Origin of the sequence: Nocardia arthritidis (assembly GCF_011801145.1) — a bacterium.
In the GTDB taxonomy this organism is placed as follows: domain Bacteria; phylum Actinomycetota; class Actinomycetes; order Mycobacteriales; family Mycobacteriaceae; genus Nocardia; species Nocardia arthritidis_A.
This window is the reverse complement of sequence record NZ_CP046172.1, coordinates 8,369,269-8,390,032: the sequence shown is the minus strand read 5'-3', so window position 1 is coordinate 8,390,032 and position 20,764 is coordinate 8,369,269. Positions and strand designations below refer to the sequence as shown.

Here is a 20,764-nt window from a genome sequence, read left to right as displayed (position 1 = left end):
GATGGTGCTGCGCGGGTTGAGCGGCGTGGCCGCCGCGGGCGTCTTCGTGCTCACGGCCGTTGTGATCGGCACCGCGATCGCCTCGGCGCGCGGCGGATTTCCCGGACCGGGGGCAATGACCGTGCTGTGGCATCTGGCGGCCTGCGCGATTGCCGTTGCGGCACAGATTTATTCGGACAGGCGTCAAGGTTTTGCGGCATTTTCCGGATCGATGGTCGTTTTTATCGTCACCGGATTATTGCTCTGGACGCAGTGGTGGCGCTGATATTGCCATAATGGTTGCGGCCTGGTGAATTGTGGCCGAACATTTAATCTCGTGACGGAACTCGAGACGGACGTGCTGGTTTTGGGTGGGGGTCCCGCCGGAACTTGGGCAGCCGTCTCCGCCGCCGCGGCGGGCGCCCGAGTGGTCCTGGCGGACAAAAGTCTTTGCGGCAGCAGTGGGCCGTCGGCGGTCGGCGCGACCTCGCTGTGGAATATCCCGCCGGGTTCGGCGCGCGACGAGGCCGTGCGCAATGCGTACGCGCACGGCGGCGGGCTCGGCGATCCCGATCTGATGCACCGGGTGCTGGAGGAAACCCACCGGCGCGTCGAACAATTGGCGGGCTGGGGCTATCGATTTCCTGGCGATACGGTCGGCGCGACCCTGCGGGTCTACCTGGACGGCGCCAGTTATCTGCGCCGAATGCGCCGCAGCGTGATCGCCGCGGGTGTGCGCATCCTCGACCACCATCCGGCCATGCAACTGCTGACCGATCGCGACGGCGTCGTCGCGGGCGCCACTGGCGTGCGGGCGCAGCACGATTTCCGCCCGTGGACGGTGCGCGCGGGCGCGGTGGTCGTCGCCACCGGCGGCTGCGCCTTCCTATCCGGCGGCGCGGGCACCGATGTGGCCACCGGCGATGGTCTGCTCTTCGCGGTCGAGGCGGGCGCGCGACTATCGGGTATGGAGTTCTCCAGTGCGTACGGGCTTTCGCCGGTGCTGGATTCCGCACAATTCGCACCGGGCCTCGCGCTGCATTTCGCCACCCTCTACGACGAATCCGGCACGGTGCTGTCCGGGCATCGAGCGGCCGCCTTCGCCGCGATGGCCGACGGTCGCCGGGTGTACGCGGCGCTCGACGACGTCCCGGATGCCATGCGCCGCTGGCTGTCCCGGCAGGGACTGGTCGACCGGACCAGGCGGGTGCCGCTGCGCGCGGTGCTGGAGGGCACGGTGCGCGGCACCGGCGGGTTGCGGCTGGTCGGCGCCGACTGCGCGACCGATGTCGCCGGACTGTTCGGCGCAGGCGATGTGACCACCCGCGAGCCGATCACCGGCGCGGTCAGCGGATTCGGCGGTCAGGGCGGGGCGTGGGCCATCGCCTCCGGTGTGTGGGCGGGTGCGGGCGCGGCGCGGTTCGCCCGGAGGCGCGGCACGCCCGGCTGCGCCCGCGCGGTACCCGGCGCCGGGTTGAGTTCGGCGGCGCGGATCGATCCGCGGGCGGTGGTCGGGCTGGTGCAGGAGCACACGCTGCCGCTGCGGCGCAGCTACTGGCGCAGCGCGGGCAGCCTCCGGGACAGCATCGGCGAACTCGACTCGATGTGGCCGGGCGCCGAATTCGATTTGGGCGGAATCGGAATCGATCGGCTGCGGGCCCGGCAGGCGGCCGCGCTGCTCGCCGTCGCCAGGTGGACGAAATACAGCGCGCTGGCGCGCACCGAGAGCCGGGGAATGCACCGGCGCACCGATCATCCCGGGGTCGAGGCGGATTGGCGGGTACGGCTGACGTCAGGGGGTCTGGACGCCGTGTGGGTGCGGCCCGAGGACTGCGTCGGCGAGCTCACGCGGCCCGCCGCACCGCCGCAGCGCGCCAAACCGCCGAGGTATCGCCCGCCGGTGATCGAGCCGGACGACGCCGAAACCGAGCTCACCGCGGGCGACCCGCTGCCGCTGTGACAGCTCACCGCGCGCACCCGCGCCGACGCGAGTTTTCCCTTACCGCCGGGTAATTCCGGGCGCATACGGTTGACTCATGCACGACCGAGGAGACCAGTTTGGCAAGTGGTCTGCTCGGCTGGCAGAATGTTGCGGATTCCCGATCCACGCCACCGCCGGGTCAGGGAGTATCGATGGCCACCGCCTCGCGACGCACCGTCGCGACCCGTTGGTCATCTCGGATGTTCCACCGGATGTACCCGTCCGGCTCCCGCTCGCAGATCAGTGCGGCGCCATGTCGAACCTCGAAATGCCGGTTGGTCGTATATACCGATCGAGTTTCGAAAAAGTACCGGTCAGCGCACCTGATGAGCGTTTCGAATCCCCTAATACCTATTACCCGGTGGTAACCCTTCCCCCGGTTGTCCGACCCGAGCAGGAGTGAAATCGTGTCACCTGTGACTGACGCACCGAATGCCACTGCCTCCCTTTCCGAAATCACCCACGACGAAATTTTCGCGGGCCATCTCGGGGGCAAGCTCTCGGTCGAACTCTCGGCGCCGCTGGATAACCAGCGCGACCTCTCCATTGCCTATACGCCGGGCGTCGCGCAGGTGAGCCGGGCCATCGCCAAGGACGATGCGCTCGCCAAGCGCTACACCTGGACCGACCGCTTGGTCGTCGTGGTCAGCGACGGCACCGCGGTGCTCGGACTCGGCGATATCGGACCGCGCGCGTCGCTGCCCGTCATGGAGGGCAAGGCGGCGCTGTTCAAGAAGTTCGCCGGGCTCAATTCCATTCCGATCGTGTTGGATACCAAGGACGTCGACGAAATCGTCGAAACCCTGATCCGGCTGCGCCCCAGCTTCGGCGCGGTGAACCTGGAGGACATCTCCGCACCGCGCTGCTTCGAAATCGAGCGCCGGGTGATCGAGGCGCTCGACTGCCCGGTCATGCACGACGACCAGCACGGCACCGCCATCGTGGTGCTCGCCGCGCTCAACGGCGCGGCCAAGGTGCAGGGCCGCGCCATCAACGGCCTCAAGGTCGTGGTGTCCGGTGCCGGTGCGGCCGGTGTCGCGTGCACCAACATCCTGCTCGCGGCGGGCGTCGAGGATGTCACCGTGCTCGACTCGAAGGGCATCGTCAGCCGAGACCGCGGCGATCTCAACGCGGTGAAAGCCGAACTGGCCCAGCGCACCAACCCGCGCGGCCTGACCGGCGGCGCGGCCGAGGCGCTCGCGGGCGCCGACGTGTTCCTCGGCCTGTCCGCCGGGCTCATCGCCGAGGAACTCATCGCGTCGATGGCGCCGGAGTCGATCGTGTTCGCCATGTCCAACCCGGATCCGGAGATCCACCCGGAGGTCGCGCGCAAGTACGCCGCGATCGTCGCGACCGGACGCAGCGACTTCCCGAACCAGATCAACAATGTGCTCGCCTTCCCCGGCGTCTTCAAGGGCGCGCTGGACGCGGGTGCGCGGCGGATCACCGAGGGTATGAAGATCGCCGCCGCCGACGCCATCCTGAGCGTTGTCGCCGACGAGCTGGGGCCGGAGAAGATCGTGCCGAGCCCGCTGGATCCGCGGGTGGCCCGGCCGTCGCCGAGGCCGTCGCGGCCGCCGCCCGCGCGGAGGGCGTTGCGTAACAAGCCATTTTCCGCGAAATAGGGGCGTCCCGTTCAACGGCGAACGGGGCGCCCTTCGCGTCGGTCGGCGTCTGAAGATTCCCTGAAGGCCGGTGGCTGAGGGGGCCGGAGACGGTCGGTGGCGACGGATACTCGGCTCATGGGCACGCAATCGGCGCAGTGGATACACACCGCGCGCATGCTCCGCCGGGCCGGATTCGGTGCGACGGGGCCCGAGATAGACGCGGTACAGCGGCAGAATCCGGCCGACTATTTGCGCGCGGCGCTCGCGGCCGATCCGGACGCGGATCCGGGCGCTCAGGCGACACCGCTGCCGGTATACGCGAAACCGAAGGCGCCGGGTAAGGCCGCGCAGGTCGTCGAGCGCAAGCAGTATCGGGCGCAGCTCACCGATCAGCTCACCGGGATCACCGTGTGGTGGTTGCGCCGGATGGCCGCGGTGCGCCAGCCGGTGCACGAGAAGCTGACCCTGTTGTGGCACAACCACTTCGCCACCTCCGCGGCCAAGGTGCGCGATGCGCGGGCGCTGGTCGCGCAGAACCAGAAATTCCGCACGCTCGGCACCGGGGATTTCGGCGCGCTCGCCTACGCCATGCTCACCGACGCGGCGATGCTGAGATGGCTTGACGGAACAAGTAATTCGGCGAAGGCGCCGAACGAGAACCTGTCCAGGGAGTTCATGGAGCTGTTCGCGCTCGGGCACGGCAACGGCTACACCGAAACCGATGTGCGCGAGGGCGCGCGGGCGCTCACCGGGTGGACGATCGACGGCAACGACGCGGTGACGCTCAATGCCAAGCGCCACGATTCCGGGTCGAAAACCCTACTGGGCGTTACCGGTTCGCTGGGGGCGCGGGAATTCTGCGATATCGTGCTCGCCCGTCCGGAGTCGGCGCGCTATGTCGCGGGCCGGATGTGGCAGCAGCTCGGCTCGGACGCGCCGCCCTCGGCGCAGGCGCTCGATCGCGCCGTCGCCGCGTACGGGCCCGGCCGCAACGGCGCGGCGCTGGTGGTCGCCATCCTCACCGATGACGAATTCGCCGCCGCGCACAACACCGTCGTGCACGGACCCATCGAATGGCTGGTCGGCGCGGTGCGGGCGCTCGGCGTGCCGCTCACCGCCGACGCCGACGCGCAGAAGCTGACGGGTGTGCTGCGCAGCCTCGGCCAATTGCCTTTCTACCCACCGAATGTCGGCGGTTGGCCGCGCGGGCAGGCGTGGATGTCCACCGCGGCCGCCCAGATTCGGCTCACCGCGGCCACAGCACTCGTGAAAAAGGCCGACCTGAGCCGGATTTCGTCGACCGCGCCGGCCGACCGGATCGATGCCGTCGGCTATCAGCTCGGCATCGGCGCCTGGTCGGACCGCAGCGCCAAGGTGCTCGCCACCATGCGCGACGATCCGGCGAAGTTGACCGCGGTCGCCCTCAATACTCCCGAATACCTCACCAGCTGAACGGAAGTCATCGCATCATGCCTCACGTCAGTCGCAGACAGTTCCTGGTCGGCAGCGGGGTGCTCGGCGCGCTCGGCCTGGCCGGCGGCTCGCTCGTCTCCTGGGAGGAGTTGCGGCACCGGGCGCAGACCTCGCCGCTGCCGCCGAATTCCGGAATCCTCGTCGTGCTCACGCTGTACGGCGGCAACGACGGGATCAATACGGTGATCCCATACGCGGACAACGCATATCACGATGCCAGGCCCGAATTGTCGTACCGGCCCGACGAAGTGCTGCACCTCGATGACCAGCTCGGGCTCAACCCGGCCATGAAGGGGTTCACGGAGCTGTGGAAGCAGCGGAACCTGGCGATCGTGCGCGGTGTCGGCTATCCGCATCCGGATCACAGCCACTTCCGGTCGATGGATATCTGGCAGACCGCGTCACCGGACAGCCCGGTCTCCACCGGATGGATCGGGCGCTGGCTCGACGCCACCGGTGACGATCCGATCCGCGCGGTGAATATCGGTCCGGTGTTGCCGCAGTTGGCACTTGGTGAGAAGCACACCGCCGCCGCACTCGATCCGAATTCGGCGCCGCTGAGCCCCGATATGTCCGCGGTGCTGGCCGGGCTGGCCGCCACAGACCAGAGGGACACCCCGTCACAGGCCGCGGTCTGCCTCGGGTACCGCGGCGAACAGACTGTGGCGCAGACCTTTTCGAAGCTGGTCGCCGGTAAGAAGAATGCGAATCCGCTTGCCGCGCAACTGGATCTGGTGGGCAAATGCATCAAGGCCGGGGTGCCCACCCGGGTGTACTCGGTGAGCCTCGGCGGCTTCGACACGCACGCCGATGAGCGCCGCACCCAGCAGGAGCTGCTCGGCCGGTTCGACGAGGCGGTCTCGGCGTTCCTGAAAGATATCGCGGGTCATCCGCGCGGCCGCGACGTTGTCCTCATGGCGTACAGCGAATTCGGCCGCCGCGTCGCCGCCAACGCCTCACAGGGCACCGATCACGGCACGGCCGGACCGATGTTCGTCGCGGGCCAATCGATCAAGGGCGGCTTCTACGGCGACGAACCGAGCCTGAAGGACCTCGACAACGGCGACCTGAAAACCACCGTCGACTTCCGCGACGTCTACGCCGAACTCATGCACCGTGTGATCGACACCGACCCGGGCCCCGCCGTCGGCGGCCCCCGCCACGACCTCGGCCTGATCGCCTGAGCCACCGGCTGTTTCAGGAGTTCGCCCGCGGCGCGCGCCGGAGGCGGCCGGTGCCGGGGGTGGTGGCCCAGGTGGCGAAGGCGAGCAGGCCGTCGAGGAGCATGGCCAGGACGGCGACCAGGAGGGCGCCGACCAGTACGCGGTCGTAGCGGTAGAGGCTGATGCCGTCGAAGATGTAGCGGCCGAGACCGCCGAGGTTGACGTATGCGGCGATGGTCGCGGTGGCGACCACCTGCAGGGTGGCGCCGCGCAAACCGGTCAGCAGGATCGGCAGGGCGTTCGGGATCTCGACCCGGAACAGGATCTGCCGCTCGTTCATGCCCATGGCGCGCGAGGCGTCGACGACATCCGCTGGGACATTGGCGATTCCGGCATAGGCGCCCGCCAACAGCGGTGGGATGCCGACGGTGATCAACGCCAGCAGCGGCGGGATCAGTCCGAGGCCGAGCAACAGCACCAGGAAGGTGAGCAGGCCGAGGGTCGGCAGCGCGCGCATGGCGTTGGCGAAACCGACCAGCAGCGCCGACCCGCGCCGGGTGTGCCCGATCACCAGACCGAGCGGCACCGCGACGACCGCGGACAGCGCCACCGCCAGGAAGCTGTACCAAATGTGTTGGCCGATACGGGTTTCGATACCCGTCGATCCGCCCCAGTTCGCACCGTCGGTGAGGTAGTGCCAGGCATCGAGGAAAAGATTCACGCCTGAGTGCCTTTCACTCGGGTGGCCCGGGCGTCGGCGCGAGTCCACGGCGTCGCGATCCGGCCGAGCACGTACACCAGCCGGTCGGCGATCAGCGCGAGCGCCAGCGTCACGATGATGCCCGCGATGATCTCGTCCGGATAGTCGCGCTGATATCCCTGGGTGAACAGCTTGCCGAGTCCACCGACGCCGATCAGCGCGCCGACCGAGACCATGGCGATATTGGTGACGACGACGACCCGCAGGCTGGATACGAAAACCGGTACGGCCAGCGGCATGTCGACGGTCAGCATGCGCCGCAGCGCGCCGAAGCCGACCGCGTCCGCGGCGTCGAGCACCGTCGCGGGCACCGAATCCAGCGCCGCCGGAACGGCGATCACCAGCAGCGCGGTCGAATAGACGGTGAGCGCGATGATCACGTTCAGCGGGTCGATGGTCGAGGTGCCGATGAGCGGCGGGATGATCACGAACAGCGCCAGCGATGGCACGGTATAGGCCAGGCTGGCCGCCGTCACGGTCACCCGCCGCAGCCACGGCACCCGACGGAGCAAGGCGCCCAACGGAATCGCGATCACCAGACCCAGGATCAGCGGTACCAGCGCGAGATACAGGTGGGTCCGGGTGAAACCCATGATCTCGGCGAAGTTGTCGATCAGATACCGCATACCGTCACCCTTTGTCGAAGTAGTGCCGGTTGCGCTCGGCATCCTCGGTGGCCCGCTGCCCGGCCAACTGCTCCACCACCTCGGTGGCGAGCACACCGCCGCGCACCGCGCCCGAATCGTCGACGGCGACACCGATTCCCGATGGCGAGGAGATGGCGGCGTCCAGCGCCTGGCGTAGGTCGCCGGTGGGCGTGAACAGCGAGCCGCCCGCGGACATGCTGTCCGCCAACGGCTGTCCGGCCCGCAGCCCTTCGACGCCGGTGACGTCGACCCAGCCCATCGGGCGCCGGTCCGCGTCCACCACCAGCACCCAATCGCCGCGCTCCAGCCGGTGCGCGGCGATGGTCTCCGCGGTGGCGGTCTGGATCTCATGCAGCGGAACCGAATCCGCGCTGCGGAAGGACAGGCCCCGGTACCCGCGGTCGCGGCCGACGAATCCGGCGACGAAATCCGTTGCGGGCTGGGCGAGTACCTCCTGCGGCGCGTCGTACTGCTGTAGTACCCCGCCGCGGCCGAATACCGCGACGCGGTCGCCGAGCGTGATGGCCTCGTCGATATCGTGCGTGACGAAGACGATCGTCTTCTGCAATTCGGCCTGCAGCCTTTGCATTTCGGTCTGTAGTTCGGCGCGCACCACCGGGTCGACGGCGCTGAACGGCTCGTCCATCAGCAGCACCGGCGGGTCGGCGGCCAGCGCCCGCGCCACGCCGACCCGCTGCTGCTGGCCGCCGGACAGCTGCGCCGGATAGCGCCCGGCCAGCGAGCGATCCAGGCCCACCCGGTCGAGCACTTCCAGCGCGGCCGCCCTGGCCGCCCGGCGCGAATCCCCGCGCAGCACCGGCACGGTCGCGACATTGTCGACGACCGTGCGGTGCGGCAGCAGCCCGCCGCTCTGGATCACGTACCCGATACCGAGCCGCAGCTTCACCGGGTCGACCGTCGAAATATCCTGTCCGGCAACGGTTATGCTGCCCGCCGTCGGCTGGATCATTCGATTGATCATCCGCATCGACGTGGTCTTACCGCAGCCGGACGGCCCGACGAAGACGGTGAACGATCCGGATTCGATGCGCAGATCGAGATCGGTGACGGCGTGCGTGCCGTCCGGATAGGTCTTGCTGATACCGCGAAACTCGATATCGGACAACGCGATCCCCTTCTAGCCGACCGGCTTGTTCAGCCCCTGGGCGGCCACCCATGCCGCCGCCGCTGCCTTGGGCTCGGTCTTGCTGTCGCCGGAAACGGCCTCGTTCAGCTTGACGAGTTCGTCGGTGGTGAGCTTGGCCGAGACCGCATTGAGCACGGTGAGCAGCTTGTCGGTCTTCTTGGCGGTGCTGATCAGCGGAACCACGTTCTGCGCCGGGAAGTTGTGCTTCGGATCGTCGAGCACGACGAGATTGTTCTGCTTGATCGCCGGGGAGGTGGTGAAGATATTCGCCGCGGTGACCTGACCGTCGACCAGGGCCTTGACCGTGGCCGGGCCGCCGCCGTCGAGGATCGGCACGAAGTTGCCCGCGGCGACGTCGAGTCCGTAGTTCTTCTTCAGGCCGGGCAAACCGCCTGCGCGCTCGGCGAATTCGGCGGGCGCGCCGAATTTCACCTCGGCCGAGTGCGGGGCCAGATCCGCGATGGTGTGCAGGTTCCAGCGGTCGGCGGTGGCCTTGGTGACGACGACCGCGTCGGAGTCCTGGCCCGGCGCGGGAGTACCGATGGACAGATCGGAGCCGAGCGCGGTCCGCAGCGCGGCGTCGATCGCGGTGGCGTCGGAGGCAGTGGAATTCTTGTCCAGATACTGGAGCAGGTTGCCGGTGTAGTCCGGAATCACCGAGATGGCGCACGATTTGACGGCAGGGACATAGGCCTCACGGCTGCCGATACCGAGTTTGGTGTCGACGTTGAAACCGTTGGCGCGCAACGCCTCGGCGTAGACGTCGGCGACCGTCTCGGATTCCGGGAAATTGGCCGAGCCGACCTTGATGCCGTCGCCGGAGCAGTCGCCCTTGTTCGCGAGCGGATTCGAATTGCCGCAGGCGGATAGGATCATCGCCGCGGCGAGCGCGGCCGCGGCGATGAGGAATCGGGCGGCGCGTAGCGCGAGGCGCAGCGCTCGGCCACTGTGTGGGGTGAGGGTCTTCACTGGGGTCCTTCCGGCATGGCGGGCGGTGCGAGGTACTGAAGGCGGCACAGCCACCGGTACATTCTGGATGTCCATACTGCCCGCCGCATGGCGTTCCTCGTAGCTACGGAGAGTTGGTGTCGCCGGATGGTGTTGGCCGCGTCGAGGCGGTTGCTGGTTCGCGCACTTGTCATTGCCACCGCTGTACTGGCCGTATCGTGCGGGAACGGCGTCGAAAGCGGACCGGTCGTCGCGGTCGGCGCGGGCGATTCGGCGGAATCGAATCTGCTCGCACAAATCTATTCGGGTGCGCTGGCGCGTGCCGGGGCGCGCACATCGGTGGTGTCCGGGCTCGGCGGCCGCGCCGACCGGCTGACCGCACTCGACGCGAATCGGGTTCAGCTGTTCGGTGAGCACACCGGCGCGCTGCTGGCCGAACTGGATTCCAGCTCGGACGCGCGCACGCCCGGCGAGGTGAACCAGGCGTTGAATCGCGCGTTGCCGGCCGGAACCGTGGTCGCCGACGCGGCGGACGGCACCGATATGCGGCCACGGGTCTTGACGACCGCGGCGGTCGGTGTGCACTCGGTCGCGGAGTTGGCCGCGCACTGCGATGGCCGCGCGATCGGCGTCGCCCCGGTGCCGGGACTGCTGGAGCTGCCCGCCGAGCTGCTGCGGATACCCGGCTGCGCGGCGCCGGTGCCGCTGCCCGATCCGGCCGCGCTGCGAAAGGCATTGCTGGACGGTTCGATTCAGGTCGGTCTGCTATCCGGGCCGCCGATCGATCCGGCCGATACCGACGGTCTCGTCGTGCTCGCCGACGCCGACTACGCGGTGCGGGCCGAGAACGTTATTCCGTTGTTCCGCAAGGGCCTGCTCGACGACCGGCGCGTCAAGAAGCTGAATTACGTTGCGGGCGAGCTTAATACCGGTGATCTCAGCGCGATGGTGCGCCGGATGCGCGACGAACGCGCCCAACCCGCCGATCTGGCGCGCGACTGGCTGGACCAGCACGGGCTCTGAGCCTGTCCGGGCCCGATGTGCGGCTCGTCACGATTTCTCGCACCGGATACTCCCTTGTCGCGCGCCTAGTCCGCGCCGTATATTCGGTGCGGAATATTTAGTGCGGGGTATGTCGGCGGCAGTGGCTATGGTCTGCCGATGGCTCGGAAAGGCGGCGGTGATGGGGCAGCAGGAGCGCAATGCGGTGACGCCGTTGGCGATCGCCGTGCTCGGACTGCTCGAGGAGCGGCCCATGCACCCGTACGAGATGTACCAGCTGCTGGTCAGTCGTCAGCAGAACGTGCTGGTGAAGGTGCGCCCCGGCTCGCTGTACCACACGGTCGCGCGCCTGGCCGACCTGGAACTGGTGCGCGCCGAAGGCACCGGCCGGGAGGGCAATCGCCCCGAGCGGACCACCTACCGCATCACCGAGCGCGGCCGGACCGCGATGCGGGAGCGGATCGCGGAGATCCTGCGCGCGCCCGCCGCCGAATATCCGGCCTTCCCGATCGGCATCGCCGAGGCGCACAACCTGCCGATGCCCGAAGTCATCGCATTGCTGAACGAGCGGCTGGAGCTGCTGCACCGGGAACTCGCCGAGATCGACATCGCCGGTGATTGGGCCGGTTCCCGTGGCGTGCCGCGCCGTTACTGGCTCGTGCTGCCCTACCTGCGGGCGATGTTGACCGCCGAGATCGCCTGGGTCGACGAATTCCTCGCGGATCTGACCAGCGGTGCGATGGAGTGGGAGCAATTCGACGCGACCACCGGCGATCGGCACGGCGAGCCGTGTGACGGTCATTCATCCAAGGCCGGTTGACATGTTCACCGAGGTCCAGAAAAGTTAACGGGCGCACACATACCGATCAGTTCGTATTTCGCCGAGTAGATTTCAGACAAGGAACCGAACCCATGTCCACTCAACGCAATCCGTGGCTGGCGCTGTTCGCGCTTGTCGTCGGCTTCTTCATGATCCTGCTGGACATGACCATCGTCGCCGTCGCGAACCCGGCGATCATGACCAGCCTGCAGACCGATATCAACAAGGTCATCTGGGTCACCAGCGCCTACCTACTCACCTACGCGGTGCCGCTGCTGGTCACCGGGCGGCTCGGTGACCGCTACGGACCCAAGAATCTCTACCTGATCGGCCTGACGGTTTTCACCGCGGCATCGCTGTGGTGCGGCCTTTCGAGATCGATCGACATGCTGATCGCCGCGCGCGCCGTACAGGGCCTCGGCGCCGCGCTGATGACGCCGCAGACCATGGCGGTGATCACCCGAACCTTCCCGCCGGACCGGCGCGGTGCGGCCATGGGGCTGTGGGGTGGCGTCGCCGGCCTGGCGACGCTGGTCGGCCCGATCCTCGGCGGCGTGCTGGTCGACGGGCTCGGCTGGGAATGGATTTTCTACGTCAACGTGCCGATCGGCATCATCGCGTTCGGGTTGGCGATGTGGCTGGTGCCCGCGCTGCCGACGCATCCGCACAAGTTCGATATACCCGGCGTCGTGCTCAGCGCGCTCGGAATGTTCTTGCTGGTCTTCGGAATTCAGGAGGGCAACACCCGCGACTGGGACGGCGTGATCTGGGCGCTGATCGCGGCCGGTGTGCTCGTGCTCGTCGCGTTCGTGTACTACCAGTCGCGCAGCACCGGTGAGCCGCTGGTGCCGCTCGGACTGTTCAAGGACCGCAACTTCGCGCTGTCCAGCGTCGCCATCGCCACCATGGGCGCCGCGGTCACCTCGATGATGGTGCCCTCGTACTTCTTCCTGCAGGGCGTCCGCGATATGTCGCCGACCAGGTCGGCGCTGGTGTTCGCGCCGATGGCGATCATCACCGGTGTGCTCGCGCCGGGCATCGGCAAGGCCGCCGACCGGTTGCACCCGCGCATCGTGCCGACCATCGGATTCGCGCTCTACGCCGCCTCGGTGTTCTGGTTCGCGGCGCTGATGAAGCCGCACACGTCGATCGGCTGGTTCCTGGTGGCGGCCGCGGTGGCCGGTGTGGCGAACGCCTGCATCTGGGCGCCGCTGGCCAGCACCGCCACCCACAACCTGCCGGTACAGCAGGCCGGCGCGGGCGCGGGCATCTACAACACCACCCGTCAGGTCGGCTCGGTGCTCGGCAGCGCCGCCATCAGCTCCCTGATCTCGGCCCGCCTCACCGCCAACGGCCTCGGCGGCGGCAAGATCAGCGAGGCGGGCGCCGCGCATATGACCATGCCGGAATTCATCAAGGAACCCTTCAGTACGGCACTGGGGCAGTCCCTGCTCCTCCCGGCGGGTGTGCTGTTGATCGGCGTCATCGCGTCGGCGCTGTTCGTGCGGCACGGCAAGTCCGCCACCAACGGTAGTAAGCAGGACTCGCCGGTCAAGGCGGATACCTTCGCCCACTGAAATCTGTGGCCCCGCAAGCCGAATCGGCTTGCGGGGCAGCGGTTTCGCGGCCGCAGGTGAATGCGCCGACGGGGCTGCCCGGGAGACCTGGACGGTGACCGATGGATATCCCGTTGCGCCGTCGGGGATTACGTCGGCGCGTGCGGCGGTGCCGACAGGGCTGGTCAGGAGACCTGGACGGTGATTGATGGGTATCCCGTTGCGCCGTCGGGGATTACGTCGGCCCGGGCGGCGGTTTGGGGTTGGCCGGTGGCGTCGGTGGCGCGGGCGCGGATGGTGTGGGCGCCGGGGGTGGCATCCCAGTCGAAGACCCATTGGCGCCAGGTGTCGATGGACTGGTCGGCGGCCAGGCGGGCCTGCTGCCAGTCGCCGTCGTCGATCTGTACCTCGACGGCGCGGATGCCGCGATGCTGCGCCCAGGAGACGCCCGCCACCTGGACGCGGCCGGACTTCAGGCGCGCGCGGGAACCCGGAGTGTCGATGCGGGTGCCGGTTTTGATGGGTCCGTTGGCGGACCAACCGCGCTTCGTCCAATAGGCGCTGGCGCGGTCGAAACGCGTAATCTCCAGCTCGGTAACCCATTTCGTGGCGGAGACATAGCCGTAGAGGCCGGGGACGACCAGGCGGGCCGGGTAGCCGTGCTCGATGGGCAGCGGTTCGCCGTTCATGCCGACCGCCAAGATGGCGTCGCGGCCATCGGTCAGCGCCGCCAGCGGGCTGCCCGCGGTGAAACCGTCCACGCTGTGCGAGAGCACCATATCGGCGTCCGGATGCACGCCCGCCTCGGCCAGCATCTCGTCGAGGCGGTAGCCGAGCCAGCGGGCGTTGCCGATCAGATCGCCGCCGACCGGATTCGAGACGCAGGTCAGCGTCACCAGCCGCTCGATCGGCTGCCGCTTCGCCAAATCTGCCCAACTGTAACGGATTTCGCGATCGACAAGACCGTGGATGCGCAGCGACCAATCGTCGACCGATACCTGCGGGACGAGCAGGGCCGTGTCGATCCGATAGAAATCGGAATTCGCGGTGAGATATGGCGTCAGACCAGGAACCCGCAGATCGCTGTTCGGATCGATCGGTGCGGGCGGACCGCTCGGCGTCGGCAGTTGCACCGCCGCCCGCTCACCGGAAACGTTGCGCCGGGCGGCCGCGAACACCCGTCCGCCGACGCCCGCGGTGAGGGCGATTGCGGCGGTAATTCCTATGCCGCGCAGAATCTTTCGTCGTTCCACGGAGGTGTCCGATGCTCCGGGTCCGGCTGCTGGGCGTGCGGTCCCATCCGTTCCGCCGGTCTGGTTGATCTCGGCGGAAGATGTTGTGGGCGAAGGTGTTTGGCGAGCCGGTGAGGTCGGCTGCTCGGTGTCACCCCGTTCGGTGGCTTCTTCGGGCTCTGCGGAAGATGACATGGCCGTCGAAGTCTGGGATGTCGCCGCATCGTGCGCGGCGGATTCGACGCCGGTCGGAGGTTGGTCGTGGTCGGCCGATTCGGTTGTGGCGGAGTCATTTCCGGTCGGTTGGGCGGATGCTGGTGTCGCGGAAGCGTTTTGCGCGGCCTCGGCGGCGGCATCGATGCGTGTGGTGATCGCGCGCAGGGCATAGCTGCCCGCGATTACCCCGATGACGATCGGCAGTGCGGCGCTCAATCCGGCTCGGTTGGCCGCGAACAGCGCGGTCACCAGACCGAAGGCGACGAGCAGGATGGTGCCCGCGGCGCGGGTGGTGCGTTCGATGGCGCCGATCAGTCCGGCGGCGAGCACGGCGACCACCGCCATGCTCAGATAGAGCACGGTCTTGTCGTTGGTGCCGAAGGAGGAGATGGCCCACTCGCGCAGGCCGACCGGCGTGCCGTCCACCACCGTGCGGCCGAGCACATTCAGCGGTTCGCTGTCGGGACCGAACAGCGCCGACAGCAGTTCGGCGATGCCGAGGGTGAGTCCGGCCGATACCAGCCCGGCGAGCACCCGAAGTCGCAGTTCGGCCATGGATTCGAGCGTAGTGCCGCGCCGGGCCGATGAATGTGACCATTCGATGACGCGGCCCGGCGGGCTCGCCTCAGCCGCCGAATTCGTCGGCGAGGGTATTCCAGAACATCAGTTCGTAGCTCTGGAACAGCCGGGCGTACAGGTGCGCGTCGGCGCGGATCAGCCGCCCGGAATCCAGTCCGGCCTGGATCGCGGCGAGCGCCTGCTGTTCGATCTCCGGCACGTCGGCGGCGAAGAAGTCGAAGAAGCCACAGGCCTTGTCGTCGAATCCGTAGTGCTCGCGCATCCCGGCCGCGACATCCTTGCAATAGCGCCCGAAGGCCTTGAAGTTGGCGAAGATTCCGGCCGCGGCCGCCGCCGATTCGGCATTGAGCGCCAGCCACGCCATGAACGCCGGATATGCCTGGCAGCCCGCGCGCGGGCGCTGCCGGCCCGGATCCGGTCCGGCCGCCGCAAGCAGCTCATCGATCATGCCGAGCGCCTGTTGCTCGCCGGGGGCCAGCGCGCCGAAGAACGCGCGTGCGTTCGGCTCATCCGCGCGTGCGGCCAGCGCGTGGAAACTGCGCCAGTCGCTGCCGGTGATCCGATGTTCCTCGGTGGCGATCGCCGCGAACACCGCGCGCGGGGCCTTGCCCGCGACGATCAGCGGCACGAGTCGATTGTCCTCGTCCTGGGGTGCGAGCTCGGTCTGGATCTCATCGAGCAATTCGCGTGCGGAACCGGTCATCTCGGCGGCCTCCTGGCTCTCGACGATGCCGTCCATTCAACGCCGCCCGCGATGCGCGCACACCGGTTTTCGGTTATTGCCGCCGGAACATATTCGGCCGCAGGGTGTTTCGAACCCCTACGCCTGTCGACGCACCAGCCCGCGCACCTGGGCTGCCGATTCGCAGCCGAGCGCCTCGACCGCCAGTGCCCTACACCTCGTCGTATCGAGCGTGCGTACCTGTGCCTTGACCATGGCGACGGCGGGCGGAGCGACGCTGAGTTCGGTGACGCCCAGACCGAGCAGCAGCGGCACCGCGGCCGGATCGGCGGCGATCTCACCGCACACCGCGACCCTGGTGTCCCCGGCGCCCCGGCATACCAGATCGATCAGGCGGAGTACTCCGGGATCCAGCGGGTCGGCCAGCGCCGCGATGGTGTCGTTGCCGCGGTCGACGGCCATGGCGTACTGGGTCAGATCATTGGTGCCGATGCTGAAGAAATCGACGTATTCGGCGAGCACCGCCGCCTTCACCGCGGCAGCGGGCACCTCGATCATTATTCCGATTTCCAGCGAAAGATCCTGCGGGGCAACCTCGTTCAGAATCTTGCGGGCCGCCTGAAGTTCATCCAGCCCGGTGACCATCGGGAACATGACGCTCACCGGATGGTCGGCGGCCACCGCGGCGACGGCCCGCAACTGGTCGCGCAACAGGTCCGGGTGCGCCAGCGCGAGCCGGATGCCGCGCAGCCCGAGGAACGGGTTGGCCTCCGGCCGTTGGTCGATGTAGGGCAGCGGTTTGTCACCGCCGACGTCGAGGGTGCGCAGGATGATCCGGCGGCCGTCGAAAACCTTCGCCAACTCCCGGTAGACCTCGGTCTGTTCGGCGACCGTCGGCGCGTGTTCGCGGCCGAGGAACAGGAATTCGGTGCGCACCAGCCCCGCGAGATCGGCCCCCGCGCGCACCGCGTCGACCGCATCGGCGACGCTGCCGACATTGGCGGCGACATGAATCTCGGTGCCGTTCTCGGTGACGGCTCGCTCCTGCGCCGCCGCCTCGGCCGCGCGCCGCTGCTCGTCCTGTTCGCGTGCGCGCGTTTCGAATTCGGCGAGTACCGACGGCTTGGGCGCGACCACCAGTCGACCCGTCCCACCGTCGAGCGCGACAACGGTGTCCTCCGGAATTCGCAACACTTCCGCACCCGCGCCGACCACGGCCGGAATGCCCTTCGAACGGGCCAGGATCGCGCTGTGCGCGGTCGGGCTGCCCTGGGCCAGCACGATTCCGTCCAGCAGTGACCGGTCCAATGCGGCCAGCTGCCCTGGTGTCAGGTCGGCGGCGACGAGAATGCCTGGGCGGGTGACGAACTCGCTCGAGTATCCGAGCAGCACCACCAGCACCTGATCCCGCACCGCACGCACATCCGCGGCCCGCGCCCGCTGATACTCATCCGGCAGCCGCGCCAATTCCGCTGCGGCGCCATCGAATACCGCAGCAAACGCGGTGGCCGCCGGTGCGCCGTCGGCGATCCGCCGCCGCACCTCATCGGTGAGGTCCTCGTCGTCGAGCAGAATCAGATGGGCTTCGAAAATATCGGCCTCGGGGGAGCGTCCCCCGTCGCTGCGCGCGATATCCGCCGTAAGCTGCTCGCGCACCCGGCCGATGGCGTCATCGAGCGCCCGTTGCTCATCCACCGGCGCGCCAGCCGGATGCTCGGGCAGCGTGAATTCCGTTGTAGCCAAGTGCCATACGGGTCCGATGCCGATTCCAGCCGAGGCCGGGTACGGTCCGGTTCTCCGACCTTCGGGCTCGGTGCCGGGCGGCCGCGAACCGCCCGCATCCGTCGATTCGATTGCGCCGCCGACGGATTCGATTCCGCCCTGTGTGCCCGCCAGGACTTCAGGAGCAACCCGGTTCGATCCTGTTGCGGGACTGGTCGAGCGAGGTGCGCCTCGGGATGCGGCGGACCGTGCCGACTCGCTATCGGTTGGTGTGGCACCGGGTTGTTCGGCAGACGAGCCGGGGTGGTCGGCGGATTCAGGGGTGGTTCGGATCGATTCCGATGCGTCGCTGGATGCGGGCGCGCTCACGGATGCGGTGGACAGTCTCGGCTCGCGACCGTTTGGTGTCGCATCGGACCGTTTGGTGGGCGAACCGCTCTGGTCGGTGGGTTCGGGAGTGGTTCGGATCGATTCCGATGCGTTGTTGAAGGCACTGGACGTGCCAACGGGGGCGGCGGACTGGCCCGGCTCGTAATCCGTTGGTGCGGCATCGGATGGACCGGCGGCGGAGTCGGCTGCGTGGAGTGACCCGGATGCGGCGTCGGGCGATTCTGTTGCGGGACGGGCTGACTCGGTTGACCTGGTGTGCGAGGCGTTGCGCTCGGCCTCGGTGGGTTCTTCGTCGAACCAGCGGTCGGCGAGTGCGCGTATCCGGTCGATCGCGGTTGCCGCGTCGGTACCGGTTGCGCTGACCTCGATTTGGTGTCCGGTGAGCACGCCGAGTGCGGCGATTCTGGTGAGGCTGCGGCCGGAGACCGGTCCAGCGCCGGTGGTCAGGTTGCGCAACCGGACGTCTGTGTCGATGCCGCGCAACGCGGCTACCAGTCGTGCTGCGGGACGTGCGTGCAGCCCGTGCTCGTTGCGCACGACGATGGTGGTTCGCTGGATCGAATTATCGTGCTGTGCACCAGAATTCGTGACGATCGGATGGTGCTCGCCCGGCTCGTCACCGGGCCGGAGGTGTGTGTCCTGTCCCGGCGTGATGTCTGCGGCCGGCCGCGGCTGGCCGCTCGCCTTTTCACTGGGCCGAGGGTGTGTGTCGTGTTCGGGCGTGGCGTCTGCGGCTGGCTGCGGCTGGCCGCTCGCCTTTTCACTGGGCCGAGGGTGTGTGTCGTGTTCGGGCGTGGCGTCTGTAGCCGGTTGTGCCTGCCCGTCCATGCCGAGCTGAGACCGCTTGCCCAGCAACGCATTCTCCGCCTCGGCCGCGACCTCGTCGAGCGAGGCCCCGCTGCCCGCGGTGACCACGGCCGCCACCAGCCCCTCGACAATCGGTGCCGCGCAAAGCTTCACCTCGTGCGGTGATTCCAGCAGATCGATGGCGAGTTCGGCGGACAGTACCGCGCTGCCCAGATCCATCAGCAGTAGTACGCCGTCGCCGGAGTCGGCGGCGGCGATCGCCTCCGCGACCGCGACGGCGTCGGTGCCGAGGGTCTCTTCGTCGAGTCCGGCCGCGATTTCCACCCGCACCGGCCGTTCACCCTGCATTTCGGTGGCCAGCGCGACGGCGGCGCGCGCCAGCGGACGGCTGTGCGAGACGACGACGATGCCGATCATCGCAGCGCCCGCCGTGCGGCGCGCACCAGAAGGGCCGCGCTGGTCGCGCCGGGATCCTGGTGGCCGACACTGCGTTCACCCAAATAGGAGGCGCGTCCCTTGCGGGCCTGCAGCGGGATGGTCGCATCCCGGCCGGCCTCGGCCGCGGCCAGCGCCGCATCCAGTGCGTCGGCGAATTCGCCTCCCGCGGCGAGCTTTTCGTCGAACGCATCGGCGGCGGGGGCGAGCGCGTCGAACATCGTCTTGTCGCCCGCCTCGGCCTTGCCGCGGGCGACGACGCCGTCGAGTCCGGCCCGGAACGCCTTCGCGAAGGTCGACGCGTCGACGCCGTCCTGGCCGACCGCGGCGGCGAACCGGAGGAAGAAGGTGCCGTAGAGCGGTCCGCTCGCCCCGCCGACACTGCGGATCAGCACCATGCTGGTCTGCTTGAGTGCCGCTGCCGCGGAATCGGGTTCGGCCTCGGCGAAGGCCGCCACCACCGCCGCGGTGCCGCGCCGCATATTGCTCCCGTGGTCGGCGTCGCCGATGGCGGCATCCAATTCGGTTAGCGTGTCGGCATTTTCGTCGATCAGCGCGGCGAATTCGCGAACCCAGGCGACAGGATCGATAACGGTCATGGTCACACCCCCCAGCGCAGCGCGGGCGTGCGGACCGGCGCGTCCCAGAGCCGCAGCAGTTCGTCGTCGATCTTGGTAAGCGTCACCGAACAGCCCGCCATCTCCAGCGAGGTGATGTACGGGCCGACGAGCGAGCGCGCCACCTCGATGCCGTGCCCGCGCAGCAGACGGGCGACCTCGTTGTACATCACGTACAGCTCGATCAGGGGGGTGCCGCCCATCCCGTTCACGAAGCAGATCACTGAATCCCCCTGGCGGAACGGCAGATCCGACAGAATCGGCGCGACCAGCATTTCCGCGACCGCGCGGGCGGGCGCGAGCGGCACCCGCTCGCGCCCCGGCTCGCCGTGTATGCCGACGCCGATCTCCATTTCGCCGTCGCCGAGTTGGAAGGTGGGTTTACCGGCGGCCGGGACGGTGCACGAGGTGAGCGCCATACCCATGCTGCGCGAGTTCTCGTTGACGGTGCGCGCCACCGCGGCGACCTCGGCGAGCGAACGCCCCTGTTCGGCCGCGGCGCCCGCGATCTTCTCCACCAGCACGGTGCCGCCGACGCCGCGCCGCCCGGCGGTGTAGAGGCTGTCCTGTACGGCGACATCGTCGTTCACCACGACGGCGACCACCTCGCCGCCGGTTTCGGCGGCGGCGAGCTCGGCGGCCATATCGAAGTTCATCACGTCGCCGGTGTAGTTCTTCACGATGTGCAGCACCCCCGCGCCCGCGTCGACGGCGGTGGTGGCGGCGACGATCTGGTCCGGCACCGGCGAGGTGAAAACCTCACCGGCGCAGGCGGCGTCGAGCATGCCGGGCCCGACGAAGCCGCCGTGCAGCGGTTCGTGTCCGGAGCCGCCGCCGGACACCAGTCCGACCTTGCCCGGTTTCGGCGGTTCGGCGCGCAGGACGAGCCGGTTCTTCTCGTCGATCCGCAGCTCCGGATGGGCGGCCGCCATCCCGGCGAGCGCGTCGTCCACCACCTCGGCGGGATCGTTGATCAGTTTCTTCATCGTCGGTGTCCTCGC

Annotated in this window: 16 protein-coding genes and 1 pseudogene; 8 read left to right on the top strand and 9 right to left on the bottom strand. The window is 68.5% G+C overall.

Annotation, left to right across the window (positions count from 1 at the left end; genetic code table 11):
• Position 1 precedes the first annotated feature (1 nt).
• From F5544_RS37900 to F5544_RS37880, 5 genes and pseudogenes are all read left to right on the top strand, one after another.
• Positions 2 to 265, top strand: a complete 264-nt coding sequence (locus F5544_RS37900) for a hypothetical protein (protein ID WP_167479760.1) — start codon at positions 2 to 4, stop codon at positions 263 to 265.
• Between the two features lie 51 nt (positions 266 to 316).
• The gene (locus tag F5544_RS37895; RefSeq protein WP_167477609.1) at positions 317 to 1,939 is read left to right on the top strand and encodes an FAD-dependent oxidoreductase; all 1,623 of its coding nucleotides are present in this window, start codon (positions 317 to 319) and stop codon (positions 1,937 to 1,939) included.
• A gap of 428 nt (positions 1,940 to 2,367) precedes the next feature.
• Positions 2,368 to 3,563 (top strand): annotated as a pseudogene (locus F5544_RS37890) (NAD(P)-dependent malic enzyme).
• A gap of 139 nt (positions 3,564 to 3,702) precedes the next feature.
• A complete protein-coding gene (locus F5544_RS37885; RefSeq protein WP_167477608.1) occupies positions 3,703 to 5,019 on the top strand; it encodes a DUF1800 domain-containing protein in 1,317 nt (438 codons plus the stop codon).
• A gap of 17 nt (positions 5,020 to 5,036) precedes the next feature.
• Positions 5,037 to 6,224, top strand: coding sequence for a DUF1501 domain-containing protein (locus F5544_RS37880; RefSeq protein WP_167477607.1), 1,188 nt, complete (start codon positions 5,037 to 5,039; stop codon positions 6,222 to 6,224).
• A gap of 13 nt (positions 6,225 to 6,237) precedes the next feature.
• On the opposite strand, the gene F5544_RS37875 is transcribed toward F5544_RS37880, so the two are convergent.
• From F5544_RS37875 to F5544_RS37860, 4 genes are read right to left on the bottom strand one after another with little or no spacing between them, the layout of a single operon-like run.
• Positions 6,238 to 6,924, bottom strand: coding sequence for an ABC transporter permease (locus tag F5544_RS37875; RefSeq protein ID WP_167477606.1), 687 nt, complete (start codon positions 6,922 to 6,924; stop codon positions 6,238 to 6,240).
• Positions 6,921 to 7,589, bottom strand: coding sequence for an ABC transporter permease (locus F5544_RS37870; protein WP_167477605.1), 669 nt, complete (start codon positions 7,587 to 7,589; stop codon positions 6,921 to 6,923). The genes F5544_RS37875 and F5544_RS37870 overlap by 4 nt, the downstream gene beginning before the upstream one ends.
• Before the next feature lie 4 nt (positions 7,590 to 7,593).
• Positions 7,594 to 8,736, bottom strand: a complete 1,143-nt coding sequence (locus F5544_RS37865; RefSeq protein WP_167477604.1) for an ABC transporter ATP-binding protein — start codon at positions 8,734 to 8,736, stop codon at positions 7,594 to 7,596.
• Positions 8,737 to 8,748: 12 nt separating this feature from the next.
• A complete protein-coding gene (locus F5544_RS37860) occupies positions 8,749 to 9,633 on the bottom strand; it encodes an ABC transporter substrate-binding protein (protein ID WP_167479758.1) in 885 nt (294 codons plus the stop codon).
• Positions 9,634 to 9,852: 219 nt separating this feature from the next.
• Between F5544_RS37860 and F5544_RS37855 the strand changes: the two genes are divergently transcribed.
• The 3 genes from F5544_RS37855 (at position 9,853) to F5544_RS37845 (ending at position 13,104) form a co-directional block, all read left to right on the top strand.
• Positions 9,853 to 10,728 carry a glycine betaine ABC transporter substrate-binding protein gene (locus F5544_RS37855; protein ID WP_167479757.1) on the top strand — a complete coding sequence of 292 codons (876 nt, stop codon included), beginning with the start codon at positions 9,853 to 9,855 and terminating at the stop codon, positions 10,726 to 10,728.
• A 160-nt stretch (positions 10,729 to 10,888) separates the two neighbouring features.
• Positions 10,889 to 11,527 (top strand): PadR family transcriptional regulator, encoded by a 639-nt coding sequence (locus F5544_RS37850; protein ID WP_167477603.1) that lies wholly within the window; start codon positions 10,889 to 10,891, stop codon positions 11,525 to 11,527.
• Between the two features lie 92 nt (positions 11,528 to 11,619).
• Complete coding sequence (locus F5544_RS37845; RefSeq protein WP_167477602.1) at positions 11,620 to 13,104, top strand: DHA2 family efflux MFS transporter permease subunit; 1,485 nt, start codon at positions 11,620 to 11,622, stop codon at positions 13,102 to 13,104.
• Between the two features lie 164 nt (positions 13,105 to 13,268).
• Here the strand turns inward: F5544_RS37845 and F5544_RS37840 are convergent, their stop codons facing one another.
• The 5 genes from F5544_RS37840 to dhaK all read right to left on the bottom strand — a co-directional run bounded on the left by F5544_RS37840 (position 13,269) and on the right by dhaK (position 20,749).
• Positions 13,269 to 15,086, bottom strand: coding sequence for a molybdopterin-dependent oxidoreductase (locus tag F5544_RS37840; RefSeq protein WP_167477601.1), 1,818 nt, complete (start codon positions 15,084 to 15,086; stop codon positions 13,269 to 13,271).
• 70 nt (positions 15,087 to 15,156) lie between these two features.
• Positions 15,157 to 15,849, bottom strand: a complete 693-nt coding sequence (locus F5544_RS37835; RefSeq protein ID WP_203217438.1) for a hypothetical protein — start codon at positions 15,847 to 15,849, stop codon at positions 15,157 to 15,159.
• Between the two features lie 81 nt (positions 15,850 to 15,930).
• Positions 15,931 to 19,128, bottom strand: a complete 3,198-nt coding sequence (ptsP, locus tag F5544_RS37830; protein ID WP_167477600.1) for a phosphoenolpyruvate--protein phosphotransferase — start codon at positions 19,126 to 19,128, stop codon at positions 15,931 to 15,933.
• On the bottom strand, positions 19,125 to 19,745 hold the full coding sequence (gene dhaL / locus F5544_RS37825) for a dihydroxyacetone kinase subunit DhaL (protein WP_167477599.1): 621 nt from the start codon (positions 19,743 to 19,745) through the stop codon (positions 19,125 to 19,127). Before dhaL ends, ptsP begins: the two co-directional genes overlap by 4 nt.
• 2 nt (positions 19,746 to 19,747) lie before the next feature.
• Positions 19,748 to 20,749 (bottom strand): dihydroxyacetone kinase subunit DhaK, encoded by a 1,002-nt coding sequence (dhaK, locus tag F5544_RS37820; RefSeq protein ID WP_167477598.1) that lies wholly within the window; start codon positions 20,747 to 20,749, stop codon positions 19,748 to 19,750.
• Between the last annotated feature and the right edge of the window lie 15 nt (positions 20,750 to 20,764).